This is a genomic window from Micromonospora sp. NPDC047707, from assembly GCF_040704235.1.
Taxonomy (GTDB): domain Bacteria; phylum Actinomycetota; class Actinomycetes; order Mycobacteriales; family Micromonosporaceae; genus Micromonospora.
This window is the reverse complement of record NZ_JBEYSU010000035.1, coordinates 1-18,163: the sequence shown is the minus strand read 5'-3', so window position 1 is coordinate 18,163 and position 18,163 is coordinate 1. Positions and strand designations below refer to the sequence as shown.

The window sequence follows — 18,163 nt, the reverse complement described above, 5'->3', positions numbered from 1 at the left end:
GCCGGCCGGGGAGGGGCACCCACATCCACCCCAGACAGGAACTCGCCATGACGTCGAGCGACAGCGCGGAGGCGCCGGTCAACGAGGTGGTGCTGGAGGCCGTCGGCCTGACCAAGCATTTCCCCGTCCGCAGGCGGCTGCGTGACCTCCTCACCCGTTCGACGGCCGCCGTCCACGCCGTCGACGACGTCTCGTTCGTGCTGCGCCGGGGCCAGGTGACCGCGCTGGTCGGCGAGTCCGGCTCCGGCAAGTCCACGGTGGCCCGGCTGCTGGCCCAGCTCTACCCGCGCACCGCCGGCGACCTCCGCCTGCACGGCACGTCGACCCGGGTCCGCGGTGGTCGCGCGTTCCGGGCGTACGTGCGGCGCGTCCAACTGATCCTGCAGGACCCGTTCGCGTCGCTGAACCCGGTGCACACCGTCCGCTACCACCTCACCCGGTCGCTGCGGATCCACGGCAACGCCGGGCGCACCGCCGAGGACCTGGACAAGGCCCTCGCCGACCTGCTCAACCGGGTCAGCCTCACACCGCCCGAGCGCTACCTGGACGCGTTCCCGCACGAGCTCTCCGGCGGTCAGCGGCAACGCGTCGCGATCGCCCGGGCGCTCGGGGCCGACCCGGAGGTGCTCCTCGCCGACGAGCCGGTGTCCATGCTGGACGTCTCCATCCGCCTCGGCGTGCTCAACCTGCTGCGGGACCTCAAGGAGCGGCTCGACCTCGCCGTCCTCTACATCACCCACGACATCGCCTCGGCCCGCTACTTCGCCGACGAGACGATCGTCATGTACGCCGGCCGCATGGTCGAGGGCGGCGACAGCGAGACCGTCACCCAGAACCCGGCCCACCCGTACACCCGGCTGCTCATCGGGTCGGCGCCGGACCCCGACCGGATCACCGGCGACGGCGGCGCCGACGTCGGCGGGGCGGACCGCGGCCACGGCGAGCCGCCGAGCCTGATCAGCCCACCCGCCGGCTGCCGCTTCCACCCCCGGTGCCCGCACGTCATGCCCCGCTGCACCGTCGACCTGCCGCCCCGGCACACCATCGGCGACCGGCCCGGCCACTGGGCGGCGTGCTGGCTCTACGACCGGGCGGGGGACGGCAGATGAGGTTCCTGCTGCAGCGCGTGGCCTTCTACCTGTTCACGGCGTGGGCGGCCATCACCCTCAACTTCTTCATCCCGCGGTTGATCCCCGGCGACCCGGTCCAGTCCCTCATCTCCCGCAACCAGGGCCGGATCAGCGCCGACGCCATCGAATCGCTTCGCGTCCTGTTCGGCCTGGACGACAACGACAGCGTCTGGGAGCAGTACGTCGACTACTGGAGGCAGCTCGTCCAGGGCGACCTCGGCCTGTCCTTCACGTTCTTCCCGACGCCGGTGTCGACGGTGATCGGCGACAGCCTGCCGTGGACCGTCGGTCTGGTCGGCGTCACCACGATCGTCAGCTTCCTGCTCGGCACCGCGCTCGGTGTCGGCGCCGGCTGGCGGCGCGGCTCGTGGATCGACGCCCTGCTGCCGGCCACCACGTTCCTCTCCTCGATCCCGTACTTCTGGCTGGGCCTCGTCGCGATCGCCCTGTTCGCCGGGCCGGGGAGCTTCTTCCCGTCCTCCGGCGGCTACGAGCCGGGCCTCGTGCCGGCGTTCGACCAGTACTTCATCCCGAGCGCCATCCAGCACAGCATCCTGCCCGCCGCCACCATCCTGGTCTCCTCGATGAGCGGGTGGATCCTCAGCATGCGCAACATGATGGTCACCGTCTCCTCGGAGGACTACATCACCGTCGCCCACGCGAAGGGCCTGTCGGAGCGGCGGGTGGCGCTCAGCTACGCGGCCCGCAACGCGCTGCTGCCCAACGTCTCGGGTTTCGCGCTGTCGCTCGGGTTCATCGTCGGCGGCACCCTGCTGGTGGAGATCGTCTTCTCCTACCCGGGGCTCGGGTACCAGCTCTTCCAGGCGGTCGGCGCCAAGGACTACCCGCTGATGCAGGGGATCTTCCTGATCATCACGATCTCCGTGCTGGTCGCGAACCTGCTCGCCGACGTCGCGTACCTGCTCCTCGACCCGCGGACCCGAAAGAGCTGAGCGATGACATTCTCACCGTCGAGCATCGAGCAGGTCATCCCCGGCCAGGGAGCCATGGCCCAGCCGTCGGCCGCGCCGGGCCGGGCGAAGCGGCGCCGGCTCCGGTTCATCGCCAACGCCAAGGTCGCGACCGGCCTGGTCGTCCTGGCCGTGTACGGCCTCTTCGCGATCATCGGGCCGTGGGTGGCGCCGTACGACCCGAGCGCCCGGAGCAGCGACGTCCTGCAGGCGCCGTCGGCGGAGCACTGGTTCGGCACCACCCACCTCGGCCAGGACATCTTCAGCCAGATCCTGGTCGGCACCCGAAGCGTCGTCGTCGTGGGCCTGATCGCCGGCGTGGTCGCGACGCTCCTGTCCATCCTCATCGGCGTGACCTCCGGCTACCTCTCCGGGGTGGCCGACGAGGGCCTGTCGGCCCTGTCCAACGTGTTCCTGGTGATCCCGGCACTGCCGCTGATCATCATCATCACGTCGATCGTGGAGCGGGCCAGCGACACCCTGGTCGCGCTCATCATCGGCCTCACCTCGTGGGCGTGGGGCGCCCGGGTGCTCCGCGCGCAGACACTGTCGCTGCGCCGCCGCGACTACGTCGAGGCGGCTCGTGCCACCGGCGAGCGGACCTGGCGGATCATCCTCTTCGAGGTCCTGCCGAACCTCACCGCGATCATCGCGTCCGGCTTCGTCGGCACCGTCATCTTCGCGGTGATGTCGGAGATCACCCTGGCGTTCATCGGCATCTCGTCGATCACGTCGTGGAACTGGGGCACCATCCTGTTCTGGGCGCAGGGCCAGCAGGCCCTCGCGCAGGGGGCGTGGTGGTGGTTCGTGCCCGCCGGCCTGGCCATCGCGCTGCTGGGCACCGCGCTCGCTCTGATCAACTTCGGCATCGACGAGTTCGTCAGTCCCCGCCTGCGCAGCAGCGGCCGGACCCGGATCCGCACCGCGTCCGGGCGCACCGTGAAGATGCGGGTCGGATTCACCCCCGTACTCGACCCGCCGGCGGCGGCCCCACCGCCCGTCCCGGTCGACGCGGTCGTCCTCAGCAGCACCGACCGGAAGGGTGGTCCTCGATGACGCGACCGGTCCTGGAGATCAAGGGCCTCAACGTCGACTACGGGATCGGCGACCAGGCCGTGCGCGCGGTCCGGGACGTCGACCTCACCCTGCGCCACGGCGAGGTGCTGGGGCTGGCCGGCGAGAGCGGCAGCGGCAAGTCCACCCTGGCGTACGGGATCACCCGGCTGCTGCCGCCGCCCGGCGTGATCCGCGGCGGATCCGTCCGCTACCACCCGTCCGACGGCGAACCCATCGACATCATGGCGCTCTCCCCCGCCGAACTGCGCCGCTTCCGCTGGGCGGAGACGTCGATCGTGTTCCAGGGGGCGATGAACTCGCTCAACCCGGTCCACCAGATCTCCACCCAGCTCCTCGACGTCATCAAGGCGCACGAGCCGAGCATGAGCGCTCCGGCCCGGCTCGCCCGCGCCCGCGAACTGCTCAAGCTGGTCGGCATCTCGGCCGACCGGATGGACAGCTACCCGCACCAGCTCTCCGGCGGCATGCGCCAGCGCGTCATGATCGGTATGGCGCTCGCGCTGGAACCCCAGATCGTCATCATGGACGAGCCGACGACCGCGCTCGACGTCGTCATGCAGCGGCAGATCCTCGGGCAGCTCGCCGACCTGCGCGAGCGGCTCGGCTTCGCGGTGCTGTTCATCACCCACGACCTGTCCCTGCTGGTCGAGTTCTCCGACCGGATCGCCATCATGTACGGCGGACGGATCGTCGAGGAGGCACCGGCGGCGCAGCTGTACCGGGCCGCTCTGCACCCGTACACCGAGGGGTTGCTGCACTCCTTCCCCGCGCTGCGCGGGCCGCGGCGCGAGCTCGCCGGCATCCCCGGCTCCCCGCCGGACCTGCGCGCCATGCCGGCCGGTTGCGCCTTCCATCCGCGGTGCCCCCGGGCGTTCACCCCGTGCGACAACGCGCTTCCCGTGCTCGGCGCACCCGTCGACGCCCACCCGGGACGCACCGTCGCCTGCTGGCTGCATCCCGCCGCCGGCGCGGTGACCCGGTGAGCCACCCCGGCCCGGCGGACGCCCGCACGCCCGATTCCGACTCACCGTCCGCGACCGCGAGGAGAACCATGGACAGCAACCCCACCAGCCCGGCGACGTCGACCGAGGCCGACCCGATCGACACGCTGCCACCGACCTTCCGGTGGGGTGTGGCGACCTCGTCGTACCAGATCGAGGGTGCGGTCGCCGAGGACGGTCGCACGGCGTCCATCTGGGACACCTTCTGCCGGGTCCCCGGCGCGGTGGTGAACGCTGACAACGGCGACGTGGCCTGCGACCACTACCACCGGATGCCGCAGGACGTGGCGCTCATCGCCGACCTCGGCCTGGACACGTACCGCTTCTCGGTGGCCTGGCCGCGGGTGCAGCCCGGCGGGCGGGGGCCGGCCAACGCCGCCGGGCTCGCCTTCTACGACCGGCTCGTCGACGAACTGCTCGGCCGGGGGGTCGACCCGTGGGTCACGCTGTACCACTGGGACCTGCCGCAGGAGCTGGAGGACGCCGGCGGCTGGCCGGCCCGGGACACCGCCTACCGGTTCGCCGACTACGCGGAGCTGGTCTTCGACGCGCTCGGCGACCGGGTACGGACGTGGACCACGCTGAACGAGCCGTGGTGCTCGGCCATGCTCGGGTACGCGTACGGCCTGCACGCCCCCGGCCGGCGCGACCTGGGCGACGCGATCGCCGCCGCCCACCACCTGCTGCTCGGCCACGGGCTGGCGGCGGGGCGGCTGCGGGCGGCGGCCACCCGACCGCTGGAACTCGGCATCACCGTCAACCTGGCCACGGCCGACCCGGCCACCGACAGCCCGGCCGACCGGGACGCCGCCCGCGCCGCCGACGGCCTCGGCAACCGGCTCTACCTGGACCCGCTGATCCACGGCCGGTACCCGGAGGACGTGGTGGCCGACCTGGCCCGCGACGGGGTACGCATCCCGGTGCGGGAGGGCGACCTGGACGTCATCTCCAGCCCGATCGACGTGCTCGGCGTCAACTTCTACTTCGGGCAGCTCTTCTCCGGGGTGGACGAGCAGGGGCGCGAGCGGGACGACGAGGGCCGGCCGGTGCGGCGGGTAGTCCGCCGGGACCTGCCCCGCACCGCGATGGACTGGGAGATCGTGCCGGACTCCTTCACCGACCTGCTGGTCCGGCTCGGCCGCGACTACCCGGGCGTGCCGCTGGTGATCACCGAGAACGGCGCCGCCTTCGACGACCAGCCGGACGCCGACGGCTTCGTGGCCGACGACGACCGGGTGGCCTACCTGGCCGAGCACCTGCGCGCGGTGGCCCGGGCCCGCCAGGCCGGGGCGGACGTGCGGGGCTACTTCGCCTGGTCGCTGCTGGACAACTTCGAGTGGGCGTACGGCTACGACAAGCGGTTCGGCATCGTCCGGGTCGACTACGACACCCAGCGGCGCACGCCGAAGCGCAGCGCGCTCTGGTACCGCGACACCGTCCGTCGGGTCCGCGGCAACGGCTGACCGGAGGCGGGGCGGCCGTCCGGGTGCTTCCCGGACGGCCGTACCGGCGTCCCGACGAGTGCCGGCGGATCACGTCGGTCGGGCCGCCACCGGGCGGCGAACTGCGCTGTTCACCGGATGAACGGACGAGTGCATCGATAGCGTGGCGAGAGCGAGTGACCGGAGCCGACAAGGGTAGTGGGGCGAAAGCAAGATGAAGCAGAATTACCTGCGGTTCGGGGCCGTCCTGCTGATCAGCCTGGTGCTGATGTTCCTGCTGACGATGTCTCAAATTCGGCGGCCCTCGGACTTCTTCCTGAACCTGAGCAACTTCTACATGTCGATCCTCATGGTGTCGGTCATGGGCGTCGTCATGCTCGGCGTCATGCACCAGATGTTCACCGACAAGCGACTCACCATCGTGTCGTACGCCGTGCTCATCGCCCTGTTCATCGGCGGGTTCGCGGCGGTCCGCACCGAGCCGCTCGTCGGCAACGAGGCATTCCTGCACTCGATGATCCCGCACCACTCCCGGGCGGTCCTCGTCTGTCAGGAGTCGCAGATCACCGACCCGGAGATCGTCGAACTCTGCGACAAGATCGTCCGGTCGCAGGAGGAGGAGATCACCCTGATGAAGCGGATCCTGCGGGACCGTTACTGAACACGGGGCTCCGGGCAGGGGCGCGTTCGCTGGACACCAGGGCCGGCGGTTCCGGCCCGCCGGCCCTGATGCCAGTCAGCGCTGCCTGCCGGGGTTCGTCAGAACCGGAGCTTGCGCAGGTAGCGGTAGCCGACCTTGGCGGTCCGCTGCGGCGTCACATCCGGGGTGTCGTTCTCGACGATGTACTCGAGCACCGGGTGCTTCCGGAAGATCCGGGCGAAGTCGACCATCCCGGTGCCCAGGTCGGCCATGTCGCCGGTGGACTCGTGCCGGTCCTTGACGTGGTACTGCAGGACGCGCTGCGGCGCGGAGCGGATGACGTCCAGCGTGAAGCCCTCCGGGTCGGCTACCCCGTCGCCGGACTCGATGCCGCCGGTCACCGCCCAGTAGATGTCGATCTCCAGGTGGACGAGCCTCGGGTCGAGCTCCTCGGTCAGTACGTCCCACGGGCGCCGGCCGTTCCCGAAGTCGATGGTGAACTCGTGGGCGTGGTTGTGGTGGCCGTAGCGCAGTCCGGCCGCCCGCGCCGCCGCGGCCTCGACGTTCATCTGCTCCGCCCAGCGCTTCCAGTCGTCCTCGCTGGTCGAGTTCAGGTACGGGACCACCATGAACCGCTGGCCCAGGGTGAGCGCGTTCTGGATCTTCTCGTCCAGGGCGGCGGCGTCGGCGCTGATCCCGTCGTGGCTGGAGCTGGCCTTGATGCCGATGCCGTCCAGGAACTGGCGCAGCTGGGCGGCCGTACGCCCGAAGTAGCCCAGCGCCAGCTCGACTCGCGGGTAGCCGATCCGGGCGAGGTGGGTGAGCGTGGCGTCGTACCCCGGCGAGCCCCAGAGCGCGTCGCGCACCGTCCACAGTTGAATGCTGATCAGGCCCGGGGGTACGTGGCGCCGGCCCCGGTGGTCGGCGCTCGCCGCCGCGCTGGTCGCTCCGACGCTGGACGCGAGGCCGACGCCGGCGAGGGTCGCCAGCGAGCCGCGCAGCAGGCTCCGTCGGCCGAGGGACTGCCGCAGCGCGGCGTTGCCGTCGTATCCGTAACACATGGTGTCCCCTTCGGTGTCTCAGTGGCTGATGGTGGGAACCAGAACGACCTGGTCGCTGCCGGTCAGGGCGGGCAGTCCGTCCCCACCGGCGTCGGTGTAGGAGGCGACGAAGACGCCCGTCAGGTTGTCGTTCTCCGGGTCGTGGCCGGACGGCACCGTGGTCTGGATCGAACCGGTGCAGCCGTTCGCGGTGGTCTGCGGGTGCCCGTGGTCGTCGTGACCGAGGATGTACGTGACGCTGACCCGCGCACAGTCCACCGGCTGGTCGTCGGTCACCCGTACCTCGAACTCCACCGTGTCGCCGAAGGCGAAGGCCTGGCCCTCGACCGGATTGACCAGCTCCACCACGGGCGTGGCGTTACCGACGACGATCCGGACCGACGCCGAGGCCGACAGTCCGCTCCGGTCGGTCACCTTCAGGGTGGCGTCGTAGCGGCCGTTCTCCCGGTACGTGAACGTCGGGTTCGCCGCGCGCGAGTCCACCCGGTCGTCGTCGTCGAGGTACCACTCGTACGTCAGCCGGTCGCCGTCCTCGTCTCTGGTACCCGCGCTGGAGAAGGCGACGGTCAGCGGCGCGAGCCCGTCGGTGGGCGTGGCCGAGGCCCGGGGGACCGGGGTGTGGTTGCCGGTCCAGCCGGTGTGGTCGATCCGGGCCAGCTGCGCGTCCGGGTTCTCGCTGAAGTAGCCGTCGCCGTACTCGAGGACGTAGAGCGCGCCGTCCGGGCCGAACTCCAGGTCCATCGGGTTGTCGAAGGTGACGGAGGGCAGCACCGGCTCGATTCCGGTCAGGTCGCCGCGGCGGTTCAGCTGGAGCGCCTTCACGTAGTCCCGGGTCCACTCGTGGAACAGCGGCTTCCCGTCGTGGTACGCCGGCCACGCCACCGGGTTGCGTCCCCGCGTCGCCCGCCGGTCGAAGTCGTACGCCGGACCCGCCATCGGGCCGATGCCGCCGGTGCCCAGCTCCGGGAATCGCTCCGAGGTGCCGTAGCTGTACCACACCTGCGGCTGCTCCACCGGCGGCAGCTTCCGAAGGCCGGTGTTGTTCGGCGACTCGTTGATCGGCGCCGCGCAGCTGAAGCTCTCCCCGGAAGCGCCGGTTGCGAAGTCGTAGTCCCGGTAGGGCAGCTCCGCCGTGGCGCAGTACGGCCAGCCGTAGTTGCCGGCCTTCCGGGCCGCGAGCCACTTGCCGTGCCCGGCCGGTCCCCGCGACGGGTCGGGCTCACCGGCGTCCGGCGAGTAGTCGGCGACGTAGAGGTCCCCGGTCTCGCGGTTCAGCTCGATGCGGAACGGGTTGCGCAGGCCCATCAGGTAGATCTCGGGCCGGGTGCCGGGGGTGCCCTTCGGGAACAGGTTGCCGTCCGGAACGGTGTACGAGCCGTTCCGGCCCACCGTGATGCGTAGGATCTTGCCGCGCAGGTCGTTGGTGTTGGCCGAGGTGCGCTGCGCGTCGTACGCCGGGTTGCGGCCCGCGCGTTCGTCGATCGGCGCGTATCCGCCGGACTCGAACGGGTTGGTGTCGTCCCCGGTGGACAGGTACAGGTTGCCCCTGGCGTCGAAGGCGATGTCCCCGCCGACGTGGCAGCAGATGCCCCGGTCGACCGGCACGTCGAGGATCCGCTGCTCGGTCGTCAGGTCCAGCTTGTCCTTGACGAACCGGAACCGGGAGAGCCGGATGACTCCCTCGAAGCGCTCGAAGTCCGCAGCCGTGCCCCAGGCCGGCGCGTCGCCCTCGTTGACGTCTGGCGTCGACGGGTCGTCGACCGGGGTGTCCATCGGCGGCGAGTAGTACAGGTACACCCAGTTGTTGCCGGCCCTGCCGAAGTTCGGGTCGATCGCGACGTTCTGCAGGCCCTCCTCGTCGTGCCGGTAGACGTCCAACATCGCGGCGAGGGTGTTGCGGCCGGTGGCGGGGTCGTGCAGCCAGACCTCACCGGGGCGGGTCACGTGCAGCACCCGATTGTCGGGCAGCACGGCGAGGTCCATCGGCTCGCCCGGGGTGTCGTTGAGGGTGACCTTCTGGAAGGCGCTGTCCGGCGGCGCGGCCGTCGGGGCGGCCGTCGCGACGGTGGGGGTGGCGGCGAGCGCCAGGGTCGTCAGGCCCGCTACGGCGAGCGCGAGTCGTCGTTTCATCTGCCTCTCCTTGTGCTCGGGACTGGGGTCGGGGCAGGTCCTGCTCGTTCCTCTGTCGGCGACGGTTCCTCCCGGGCAGGGTCGAGCCGCCCGTCGCACGGGGCTGCGGTGCGCGGCCGGCCGGGTCGGTCGGTGGCGTCGCTACCGGGCTGGGCGACAGGCGGACGTTTCTGGGAGTGGGGGACGGATCAGGTACGGGACGGTCGGGTGTTCGGTGCCGATGACCCGACCGTGGTCAGGCCCGGCCGAGCCGCTGCTCGACCCGGGCTCCATCTCGACGAAACACATCGGTACGCGTCGACGCTACAAAAGACATACCTGGATGTCCATAGCTTTCATCGTCGACGGCACAACTTTTCTCCGCCGCGACAAAAGTCTCCTCCGTCGGAGCGTGAGTCGAACGAGTCCGACGCGCGAGGATCGGGAACGGTGGTTCACATAAGACGGTTTGAGCGTCCTTCGCCATAAGCCCTCGGGCGGGCCATCCGGCGGACCGGGGCGCTCGTACGATCCCCGCATCGATGTCCATCGAGCGGGGAGTCGACGATGTCCGTCTTCAAGTTGATCAGGAATCGGGTTGCCGCAGGGCTCCTGATCGTCCTGTCCGCCATTGCCCTCACCGGGGCGCCGTCCCACGCCCACGGTGACCACGGCGACCACCACGTTTTCGCGAGAACCGTGGTCGGGAACGTCGTCTCGGTCACGCAGTACACGCCCGCGAAGGGCGTCTCCGTCGAAGCGCTGCACGCGAAGCTGCGTGCGACGGGTGTGCGCGGCCTGGTGGACCCGATGTCGCCCAGGGCCTTCGACCCGTTCCAGTGCTACTACGGCACCGCGTACGCACTCGACAGCGGGCGCTGCCCGGCAATCCAGTGGTCGAGCGCGCGGCCGGTGGTCTACTTCCGCGACTACTCGAGCGCGAACTGGCCGGTGAGCGCTGCCGTGCCGTCCTGGAACACCAGCCCCGACATCGACGTCTGGTGGCGCACCTCCGCCTGCCCGTCCGGCTCGCACTGCGTGACGGTCAACAACGGCAACTACGGTGCAACCGGATGGGCCGGGAAGACGTCCTACAGCTACAACACCACGACCCGGTTCTTCGTCGACGGCTCGGTGAAGATCCAACTCAACGACCACTACAGCGACACCTACAGCGAACGCCGGAACACGGCCTGCCACGAGGTCGGCCACGCCATCGGCGTCGGGCACAACGTCTCGACGGCGAGCTGCATCTATCGGACCCAGGGCTCGGCGCAGAACCCGACCAGCGACGACATCAACCTGTTGACCCACGTCATCTACTGAACGGCCCGCGATGTCGTCACGGAAAGTAGCGGAAGGACGTAACCCATGGCAGTGCGTGACTCCCGTGACGTCGCCCTCGCCGCAGCGTCACTGTTGACGGCGCTGACAATGGCGGCGGCCGGGTGTGCCGAGCGGAAGGGCGCGTCGGAACCAGCGCCGGCGCCGGCCGACGCCGAGACCGGTCGGGACTATGCGGTCACCCTCTCGACGCACTGCGGGATCGACGTCACCGAGTTCCGTGGCCGCCGGTGGAAGGCGGAGCACCCGGTCGACGACCCGGGGGCGCGGCCTGATCCGAACGATCCAACGGTGATGCGGTACGACGGGCAGATCTCCGGCACGATGCGCCTGCTGACCACGGAGACGTTGCGCTTCACCTCGGATACCGGCGACCTGGTCGTCACCTTCCGTCCGACGACGGAAGCTCCGGCAATCTGTCAGTGAGCCATCGGTACGCGGGCCTCAGGGGGTGGCCGCGCTCAGGGCGCCGCCGAAGAACGTCAGGATGGTGAAGACGACCATCGGGCCGACGAAGACGTAGCCCAGGACCAGACCGGCGACGGCCATGCCGTGGCCGGACCTTGCACCGTCGCGGGTGGAGGGGGAAGGAGGGGTTGGGCGGGCCGGAGACCGGCGGGGTGGGTTCGTAGCGCGGCGGCTGGTAGGTCACCGGGAGTCACCCCACGGACGGCCGGCGGCCCGCAGGTGGGTGACGAGCGTGTCGACCGGGATGCCCAGCACGGTCGCCAGCAGTTTCAACGGCTCGGGGTGGCCCTTGGCGGTGATGTCGTCGAAGATGTCCAGCAGGCCGCGCAGTCGGGCCTCGGTCTCGCCGGGGCCGGCGGGCAGTTCGGCGATCCGCCGCTCCACGTACCGGCGGGTCATGATCTGGTACGCACCCACGCCGAGCACGTCCTGGTCGTCGGTGCCGGGCACGTCCTCGGGCTGTGGCTTCGGGCTGTGGCTCGTCGACATTGCTCTCCCCGTGGTGCAGTCGGATGTGGTCAGCACGTGGCGTGCCAGTCGTGCAGGAACGCGTCGACCAGGGTGTGCGCCCGCGGGCGTACGTCGAAGGTTTCGGTGATCCGGCGGCGCGCCATGTGTGACAGGGCGTCGGCGGCCTCGTTGAGCGCGTGGCCGGCGTGCCCCTTCACATGGGCGAAGGACAGGTCCGGCCGCCGGCTCACCTGCTCCGCCAGCCGGACGAGGGTGGGTTGGGGTGCCGACCGGCGCGGGCGCAGGCTGTAGCCGCTCGGCATCGCCTCGGTCCGGCCGGCCTGCCAGCGGTGCAGGTATCGCAGAGCGGTCAGGTTGTCCAGCAGCACGGTCATCCCCGCCGGTGCGTCGTCGTACCCGGAGAGCAGGAAGTCGACCGCGCGCAGCTCGTTGATCAGCACCCGGGACGACCCGGTCGGGTCGAGCGGGCCGGTGCCCCGGCCGCGCAGGCCGTAGTGGCCGTCGCTGACGACGTACGCGATGCCGCCGGCACGCCCCTTCCAGCTCGCGTCGGTGGCGGCGACCAGCGGCGCGGACGTCCCCGCCCACCGCCCGACCCGGCCGCGACCGAGCTGGTCGTTTGACCGCGGCAGGCACGCCGAGCCGTGCCCTGCGGCCTGCACCTCGGCCGTGTCGAGCAGCTGCCGCGCCGAGTCGAGCTCGTCCCAGTGCGCGGCGGTGAGAGCGAGCCGCACGGCGTCGCCGATCCGCTGGCAGTGCTCGCAGCGGGTCGGCCGGGCGTAGTGGCGCAGCGCGACGGCACGCTCGTGCAGGGGAGCGGGGAGCAGGTCCAGGGCGCGCAGAAACTCATCGGGACGCACGACGCCTCCTGACGTCTCGCGGGGGATGGGGGAGGGACGCCGGGCGAGAGAGTGTGCTCGCCCGGCGCTTTGGAGCTGATGTCGCAGACGGATCAGGCCGGCGCGATGGTCCAGTTGCCGTCTGCGGTGATCTGGACGAGAGCGGGCGCCTCCAGAGGACGGACGCCGGAGTAGCCACCGATCTCGTTGACCAGCAGGCCGCCCTCACCGGTCTCCATCGAGTAGGCGTGGATGACGAAGTTCGAGTCACCGCGGGAGTGGGTGATCTTCGCGGCGGCGGCGTCACCGCCCAGGACCACCACGTCATCGCCCTTGCCGGCGGCCTTCCCGGAGAAGGCCTTGGTGGCCATCTGGTCCACCGTGCCGATCGTCAAGGTCCACGACCCAGACGCCTCCACCTCGAACTGAGTGGTCAGCGAACCATCCTCGAGGTTGATCCACCGCTTCCCGTTGTACGAGCCGATCTCGTTGACGAGCAGGCCGTCGCCGTCGCTGCGCAGGATCGTGTTACTGGAGCATTTGCACGTGAACTTGATGACGGCCAGGTCGGTCAGCTCGGCGATGCGGACGACGTCGTCGCCGCGGCCCTTGATCACCTTCGGCTTGGGCGCCGGCGGAGGCGTCGTGGGTTCCGGGGCGGTCGTCGTGGGAGCGGCCGTGGTAGGGGCGGCGGACGTCGGCGCCGCCGTGGTGGGAGCGGCGCTGGTCGGGCTGGCCGACGGCGACGTGCTGGCGGCGGCGGTCTCTTCCGGGTCGTCGCCACCGACCGCGCCGATGACGGCACCGCCGCAGCAGAGGGCGACGACGAGGGCGAGACCGCCGACCAGCCAGGCACGCGTGTTGGAGCGCTTGCCCGGCATGGCGGCTCCCGGGAGCGTGGCTCCCGGCGGGAGGGACGTACCCGGCGAGGGCGCCGCGGGGTTGACCGGCGGATAGGGGATCTGCGGCGCGGGGACAGTCGGCTCGGCGGGGTGTTCGGGACTCGGATTGCCTTGATCATTCATGGCGATTTCTCCTGTTGCGGACTGCGGGGAGGGTAAGAAGGAAGCCGCTCGCGCCAGCGCTTCACGGCACCGTGATCGCGAAGGACCGTTGTCCGTTCTTCTTGCGGAAGGACCTGGGTTGGCGGGCCGTGCGATCACTCGGAGGTGGTGAAGACCATCTGGAGCCCGTTATCCGGGTGGTAGCTCCAGGAGGCGCGCATCGTGTCCCACTCGCCGTTTTGCCGGCCGTCGAGTGCACGGGTGGCACCGATCTCCGCGACGATCGCGTCCGGAACATCGAGCGCTCGCCAGTAGCACTTGAGGATGTTGTATTCAAGGCCCCGGGTTTCCTCGCCAGCGCCTTGAAGCGTCAGGGTCCTACCGTCGTCACCCAGTTGCGCGTAGAGACTGTCGCCGGGGCTGCACGCCTCCCGGGCAGCGGCGAGTCGGGACGGCTTCGGCTCGGCTTCGCCCTCGTCTCGGGAGTCGCCAGTGAGAGCGGCTGCGGCTCCGGCGCCGATGAACAGCACGGCGGTCGCCGCCACCGCTACCAGCAGCTTCCCGTTGCGCCTCCCGCCCACGCGCGCGCCCTCCGGGTCGGCCGGCTCACCGAGATCGGCCGCGCTCGGCGAAGGCGTGGCCTCGGCTGGGGCGTGCGGACGGGTGGGATCCTTCATGACTCGTGCTCCCTCGGTGAACTGAGTCGGGTAACTGGGGGGCGGACCGTGATCGGCCCGCCCCGGCGTGGGATAGGGAGGGTCAGCTCAGCGCGACGGTGACGCCGCCGGAGAAGGGCGAGTCGTGCAGCTCGAGCTTGGCGAGCTTGACCTTCTTCGGAATGTCGAAGACGAGGACGCCGGTCACCTGGTTGCCGGGGTTGATCTCGGCGAACAGGGTCTGCTGGTCCTTGTTGGCGTAGATCGCCGCCTCCGAGTCGGTGGAGTACTCCGTGCCGTCGGCGGCGTACGCCTTCTGGCTGCTATCGATCAGCGTCTGCGGTTCCTTGCCGATGTTCTTGACGCTGACCGTGACCAGGCAGAACTGGCCCTGGGCCTTGTCGCCGAGCAGGTCGGAGCCGACCTTGGCGACGCCGCACTTGTTCGACTTCACGGTGAACTCGAACTTCCCGTCCCGGGCGGCCTGGCCGATCTTCGCCGTCTTGGGCTTGTCCTCGCCCTTGGCGGCGGTGTCGCTGCCGCCCGAGCTGCCGGCCTCGTCGGTGGCGCCGGCGCCGCAGCCCAGCGCGATGAGGGCGGTGGCGAACAGGGCGAACGTGGTGGTCTTGCGCATCGTTGTCCTCCTGGTGTGAACGTTGCGGCGTCAATAAGAGCATGAGCCGTGAACACTGTCAACAAGCATGATGCTTGACATGTGTGACACACTGCGGAGATGCAGGTGAACCCGACCATCACGGCAGCGGAGATCGCCCGGCTCGCCGGGGTCGGCCGCGCCGCCGTCAGCAACTGGCGCAAACGCCACCCGGACTTCCCGAGCCCGGTCGGCGGCACGGCGGCCAGCCCCGAGTTCGACCTCGGCGAGGTGGAGGCCTGGCTACGCGAGCAGGGCAAGCTTCCCGAGCTGTCCCGCGCCGAGCGGCTCTGGCGGCACCTCGCCGCGGTCACCGAGAGCCCAGCGGCGGCGCTCGCCGGCGTCGGCGCCCAGCTCCTGAGTCGACAGCGCGCCGGGAAACGTGTAACGGCCGACCCGGCCGTCAAGCCACTGCTGCCGGACATCGACGCCCTCGCCGACGAGCTCACGCCACCGGCCGCGTTCGACGAGCTGTGGCAACGCTTCTCCGCGCCCGTCCCCGGCCGCCCCTGGGCCACGCCGGACGAACTGGCCGACCTCATGGTCCGGCTCACCGGCGCGGGCGATGGCACGATCTTCGACCCGGCCGCCGGCTCCGGCGCCACCCTGCGGGCCGCGGTCCGCGCCGGGTGCACCGAGGCGTACGGGCAGGAGCTCGACCAGGACCTCGCCACCCTCGCCGGGCTGTGGCTCGCGCTACGCGAGGTCCCCGGCGACGTCCGCCCCGGTGACTCGTTACGCGCCGACGCCTTCCCCGGCCACACCTTCGACGCGGTGGTCTGCCACCCGCCGTTCGGGGTCACCACCTGGGGGCACGAGGAGCTCAGCTACGACCCGCGCTGGGAGTACGGCGGGGTGCCACCCCGTACCGAACCGGAGCTGGCCTGGGCGCAGCACTGCCTGGCACACCTGAACGCCGGCGGGCACGCCGTACTGCTCATGCCGCCGACCGCCGCGGGGCGCCGCACCGGTCGGCGGATCCGCGCGGAGCTGCTGCGCCGCGGCGCGCTCCGGGCCGTCATCGCGCTGCCCAGCGGGGTGGCCGCGCCGCACGGCGTACCCCTTCATCTGTGGGTGCTGCGACGCCCCGCCCCGGACGCGCCGCTACCGGCGCGGACCCTGCTGGTCGACGCCGCCGACGGCGACCTGGCGGAGCTTGCGCCCCGGATCCTCGCCACCTGGGAGGCCTTCACCGCCGCCCCGGAGGTGGACGTCGAGGAGGCCGGCTTCGCCCGCGCGGTTCCGGTCATCGAGCTGCTCGACGAGGAGGTCGACCTCACGCCCGCCCGCCGCCAACCCGCTGGCGGGGGCGAGCGGACGGGGGAGCAGATGGTACGCACCAGAGAGCGCCTCGCCGCCGTCGTGCGGGACCTGCCGGCGCTGATTCCGCAGGTCACGCCCACACCCGACGGGGCGACATCACCGGCCGTGCCGGTCGCAGAGCTGGCCCGCACGGGAGCGTTGCAGTTGCTCGGGCCGGTACGGGCGGCGCGCGACACCGATGGGGAGTCGGAGCTTCCGGTACTGCACGCGCGGGATGTGATCGAGGGGACCGGGCCGTCATCACGTGGCGACGGGCCGGCGGGGGAGCCGATCCAGCTCGCGCCGGGGGATGTCGTCGTGCCGGTTGTGGCTCGCCGGATCACCGCCCGCGTCATCACCGACGAGAAGGCGGTGCTCGGGCCGAACATGTACCTGTTGCGGCCCAACCCGGCCGCGCTGGACCCGTGGTTCCTGGCCGGGCAACTGCGCAACACGGCGAACGAGAAGCAGGCGTCGAGCCTGTCCGGGACGCTGCGCTTCGACATCCGGCGGGCGCTGGTGCGGCGGCTGCCGCTGCAGGAGCAGCGGGCGCACGGGGAGGCGGTCCGGCGGCTGGACGCGTTCGAGTCGGCAATCCGACAAGCTGCCGTGTTGGGCGCCGAGCTGGTGCAGCTCACCGCCGATGGCCTGGCCCAGGGCAGTCTCCGCCCGCAAGACGGAGCATGAAACTTGCGGTGCGGAAGAACCGCCGTTCGGCTGCTGGCATCGCAATCGTCCAACGTTGTACGGTCATGCGTCCGCCGGGCGTGGGGCCGGCGGCGGGCGCATCGGTGCAGGTGGGTGTCACTGCGTGGGGGGTCTGATGGCGCTGGAGAAGGTCGGCGGATACGAGGTGGTCCGGCCGCTCGGCTCGGGCGGCATGGGCACCGTGTACTTCGCGGTCTCGCCCACCGCCGATCGGGTGGCGCTCAAGGTGATCAAGAAGGAACTGCTGGCGGACTCCGAGATGCGCGAACGGTTCGCCGCCGAGGTGGAGAGCCTCAAACTCGTCTACGGCTCCCGGGTCGCGCGCCTGGAGGATGCCGACGCCACGGGCGATCCCGCCTGGCTGGCCGTCGAGTACGTGCCCGGTGCCACGCTGCGGCAGCACGTCGACGCGAAAGGTCCGCTGTCGCTGTCGATGGCCGCGATGGTCGGGGCGATGCTCGCCGACGGGCTGGTCAGGGTGCACCAGGTCGGTCTCCTGCACCGTGACCTCAAGCCGCAGAACATCATCCTCGGTCCGGACGGCCCGAAGCTGATCGACTTCGGCCTGGCGGTGCTGATCGACCGCGAGCACTACCTGACGCAAGCCGGCGCACTCGTCGGTACGCCCGCCTACATGTCGCCGGAGCAGGTCCGTGGCGAGCGCGACCTCACGCCGGCGGTGGACATCTACGGCCTGGCCGCCACGCTGGTCTTCGCCCTCACCGGGCACGGCCTCTACCCACCGACCAACTCCTGGAACCTCCTGCTGCGGATCACCGAGCCGACCGACCTGCCCGACCTCTCCGGCGTCTCTGCCGAGTTGGTGCCGTTGCTCGGTGCCATGCTGGCCCATGACCCGACCGCCCGGCCCGGGCTCGACGACGTCCGGGCCCGGCTGCTGGCGGTCGCCACCGCGAGTAGCAGCAAGACCCCCGTCGACCTGCGCCAGGACGTCGCCGCCCTCACCTACGACGGCGACACCGAGTTGCTGGTCCCGCCTGACCTGGCCGATCCGGAGCAGGATCCGGAGGACCTGCCGGTCGTCGCGGACGAGAGCACGGCGGAGGTGCCCGAGACAACGCCGACGAAGGTCGACCCCGAACGGCAGGCCGACCAGCGCCCCGACGTGACCTGGCTGGTCGAGAAGATCCGCCGCCAGTACGCCCGCCGCTCGACCCTGTAGGAAGGCTCCACCGATGACACCCCCTGTGTCAACCTCCCGCCGCGACAGGCGCGCTGAGCATTGCTGCGGCTCGATGTTTAGTGGGGTCGTAGAGGACGCCGTCAA

At 70.8% G+C, this 18,163-nt stretch carries 17 protein-coding genes; 10 read left to right on the top strand and 7 right to left on the bottom strand.

What is annotated here, in order from left to right; genetic code table 11:
• Window positions 1–47 precede the first annotated feature (47 nt).
• From AB0873_RS26730 to AB0873_RS26705, 6 genes are all read left to right on the top strand, one after another.
• The gene (locus AB0873_RS26730) at window positions 48–1,109 is read left to right on the top strand and encodes an ABC transporter ATP-binding protein (RefSeq protein WP_366603071.1); all 1,062 of its coding nucleotides are present in this window, start codon (window positions 48–50) and stop codon (window positions 1,107–1,109) included.
• Window positions 1,106–2,083 carry an ABC transporter permease gene (locus AB0873_RS26725; RefSeq protein ID WP_366603069.1) on the top strand — a complete coding sequence of 326 codons (978 nt, stop codon included), beginning with the start codon at window positions 1,106–1,108 and terminating at the stop codon, window positions 2,081–2,083. The genes AB0873_RS26730 and AB0873_RS26725 overlap by 4 nt, the downstream gene beginning before the upstream one ends.
• 3 nt (window positions 2,084–2,086) lie before the next feature.
• Window positions 2,087–3,157, top strand: coding sequence for an ABC transporter permease (locus AB0873_RS26720; RefSeq protein WP_366603067.1), 1,071 nt, complete (start codon window positions 2,087–2,089; stop codon window positions 3,155–3,157).
• The gene (locus tag AB0873_RS26715) at window positions 3,154–4,161 is read left to right on the top strand and encodes an ABC transporter ATP-binding protein (RefSeq protein WP_366603065.1); all 1,008 of its coding nucleotides are present in this window, start codon (window positions 3,154–3,156) and stop codon (window positions 4,159–4,161) included. The genes AB0873_RS26720 and AB0873_RS26715 overlap by 4 nt, the downstream gene beginning before the upstream one ends.
• Window positions 4,162–4,229: 68 nt before the next feature.
• Entirely contained in the window at window positions 4,230–5,642 is a 1,413-nt protein-coding gene (locus AB0873_RS26710; protein WP_366603063.1) for a GH1 family beta-glucosidase, read from the top strand.
• A gap of 193 nt (window positions 5,643–5,835) precedes the next feature.
• Complete coding sequence (locus AB0873_RS26705) at window positions 5,836–6,282, top strand: DUF305 domain-containing protein (protein WP_366603061.1); 447 nt, start codon at window positions 5,836–5,838, stop codon at window positions 6,280–6,282.
• Window positions 6,283–6,380: 98 nt separating this feature from the next.
• Here the strand turns inward: AB0873_RS26705 and AB0873_RS26700 are convergent, their stop codons facing one another.
• The gene (locus AB0873_RS26700; protein ID WP_366603059.1) at window positions 6,381–7,322 is read right to left on the bottom strand and encodes a sugar phosphate isomerase/epimerase; all 942 of its coding nucleotides are present in this window, start codon (window positions 7,320–7,322) and stop codon (window positions 6,381–6,383) included.
• An 18-nt stretch (window positions 7,323–7,340) separates the two neighbouring features.
• On the bottom strand, window positions 7,341–9,452 hold the full coding sequence (locus AB0873_RS26695; protein WP_366603057.1) for a PQQ-dependent sugar dehydrogenase: 2,112 nt from the start codon (window positions 9,450–9,452) through the stop codon (window positions 7,341–7,343).
• A gap of 546 nt (window positions 9,453–9,998) precedes the next feature.
• On the opposite strand from AB0873_RS26695, the gene AB0873_RS26690 reads away from it, so the two are divergent.
• Together AB0873_RS26690 and AB0873_RS26685 are read left to right on the top strand one after the other, a co-directional pair.
• Window positions 9,999–10,757 carry a hypothetical protein gene (locus AB0873_RS26690; protein ID WP_366603055.1) on the top strand — a complete coding sequence of 253 codons (759 nt, stop codon included), beginning with the start codon at window positions 9,999–10,001 and terminating at the stop codon, window positions 10,755–10,757.
• Between the two features lie 45 nt (window positions 10,758–10,802).
• Entirely contained in the window at window positions 10,803–11,201 is a 399-nt protein-coding gene (locus AB0873_RS26685) for a hypothetical protein (protein ID WP_366603053.1), read from the top strand.
• 222 nt (window positions 11,202–11,423) lie between these two features.
• On the opposite strand, the gene AB0873_RS26680 is transcribed toward AB0873_RS26685, so the two are convergent.
• The 5 genes from AB0873_RS26680 to AB0873_RS26660 all read right to left on the bottom strand — a co-directional run bounded on the left by AB0873_RS26680 (window position 11,424) and on the right by AB0873_RS26660 (window position 14,847).
• Window positions 11,424–11,732: a hypothetical protein gene (locus AB0873_RS26680; protein WP_366603051.1), complete on the bottom strand. Its 309-nt coding sequence runs from the start codon at window positions 11,730–11,732 to the stop codon at window positions 11,424–11,426.
• 29 nt (window positions 11,733–11,761) lie between these two features.
• Complete coding sequence (locus AB0873_RS26675) at window positions 11,762–12,574, bottom strand: hypothetical protein (protein ID WP_366603049.1); 813 nt, start codon at window positions 12,572–12,574, stop codon at window positions 11,762–11,764.
• Between the two features lie 92 nt (window positions 12,575–12,666).
• Window positions 12,667–13,434: a hypothetical protein gene (locus AB0873_RS26670; protein ID WP_366603047.1), complete on the bottom strand. Its 768-nt coding sequence runs from the start codon at window positions 13,432–13,434 to the stop codon at window positions 12,667–12,669.
• Between the two features lie 278 nt (window positions 13,435–13,712).
• The gene (locus AB0873_RS26665; RefSeq protein ID WP_366603045.1) at window positions 13,713–14,234 is read right to left on the bottom strand and encodes a hypothetical protein; all 522 of its coding nucleotides are present in this window, start codon (window positions 14,232–14,234) and stop codon (window positions 13,713–13,715) included.
• An 82-nt stretch (window positions 14,235–14,316) separates the two neighbouring features.
• Window positions 14,317–14,847, bottom strand: coding sequence for a DUF4352 domain-containing protein (locus AB0873_RS26660; RefSeq protein WP_366603043.1), 531 nt, complete (start codon window positions 14,845–14,847; stop codon window positions 14,317–14,319).
• 99 nt (window positions 14,848–14,946) lie between these two features.
• On the opposite strand from AB0873_RS26660, the gene AB0873_RS26655 reads away from it, so the two are divergent.
• The gene (locus AB0873_RS26655) at window positions 14,947–16,854 is read left to right on the top strand and encodes an N-6 DNA methylase (RefSeq protein ID WP_366603041.1); all 1,908 of its coding nucleotides are present in this window, start codon (window positions 14,947–14,949) and stop codon (window positions 16,852–16,854) included.
• A gap of 124 nt (window positions 16,855–16,978) precedes the next feature.
• Window positions 16,979–18,058, top strand: a complete 1,080-nt coding sequence (locus AB0873_RS26650) for a serine/threonine-protein kinase (protein ID WP_366603040.1) — start codon at window positions 16,979–16,981, stop codon at window positions 18,056–18,058.
• Window positions 18,059–18,163 lie beyond the last annotated feature (105 nt).

Coding starts and splice junctions, on each gene's coding strand:
- AB0873_RS26730 (WP_366603071.1), top strand. CDS start 48: ATGACGTCGAGCGACAGCGCGGAGGCGCCGGTCAACGAGGTGGTGCTG.
- AB0873_RS26725 (WP_366603069.1), top strand. CDS start 1,106: ATGAGGTTCCTGCTGCAGCGCGTGGCCTTCTACCTGTTCACGGCGTGG.
- AB0873_RS26720 (WP_366603067.1), top strand. CDS start 2,087: ATGACATTCTCACCGTCGAGCATCGAGCAGGTCATCCCCGGCCAGGGA.
- AB0873_RS26715 (WP_366603065.1), top strand. CDS start 3,154: ATGACGCGACCGGTCCTGGAGATCAAGGGCCTCAACGTCGACTACGGG.
- AB0873_RS26710 (WP_366603063.1), top strand. CDS start 4,230: ATGGACAGCAACCCCACCAGCCCGGCGACGTCGACCGAGGCCGACCCG.
- AB0873_RS26705 (WP_366603061.1), top strand. CDS start 5,836: ATGAAGCAGAATTACCTGCGGTTCGGGGCCGTCCTGCTGATCAGCCTG.
- AB0873_RS26700 (WP_366603059.1), bottom strand. CDS start 7,322: ATGTGTTACGGATACGACGGCAACGCCGCGCTGCGGCAGTCCCTCGGC.
- AB0873_RS26695 (WP_366603057.1), bottom strand. CDS start 9,452: ATGAAACGACGACTCGCGCTCGCCGTAGCGGGCCTGACGACCCTGGCG.
- AB0873_RS26690 (WP_366603055.1), top strand. CDS start 9,999: ATGTCCGTCTTCAAGTTGATCAGGAATCGGGTTGCCGCAGGGCTCCTG.
- AB0873_RS26685 (WP_366603053.1), top strand. CDS start 10,803: ATGGCAGTGCGTGACTCCCGTGACGTCGCCCTCGCCGCAGCGTCACTG.
- AB0873_RS26680 (WP_366603051.1), bottom strand. CDS start 11,732: ATGTCGACGAGCCACAGCCCGAAGCCACAGCCCGAGGACGTGCCCGGC.
- AB0873_RS26670 (WP_366603047.1), bottom strand. CDS start 13,434: ATGCCGGGCAAGCGCTCCAACACGCGTGCCTGGCTGGTCGGCGGTCTC.
- AB0873_RS26665 (WP_366603045.1), bottom strand. CDS start 14,234: ATGAAGGATCCCACCCGTCCGCACGCCCCAGCCGAGGCCACGCCTTCG.
- AB0873_RS26660 (WP_366603043.1), bottom strand. CDS start 14,847: ATGCGCAAGACCACCACGTTCGCCCTGTTCGCCACCGCCCTCATCGCG.
- AB0873_RS26655 (WP_366603041.1), top strand. CDS start 14,947: ATGCAGGTGAACCCGACCATCACGGCAGCGGAGATCGCCCGGCTCGCC.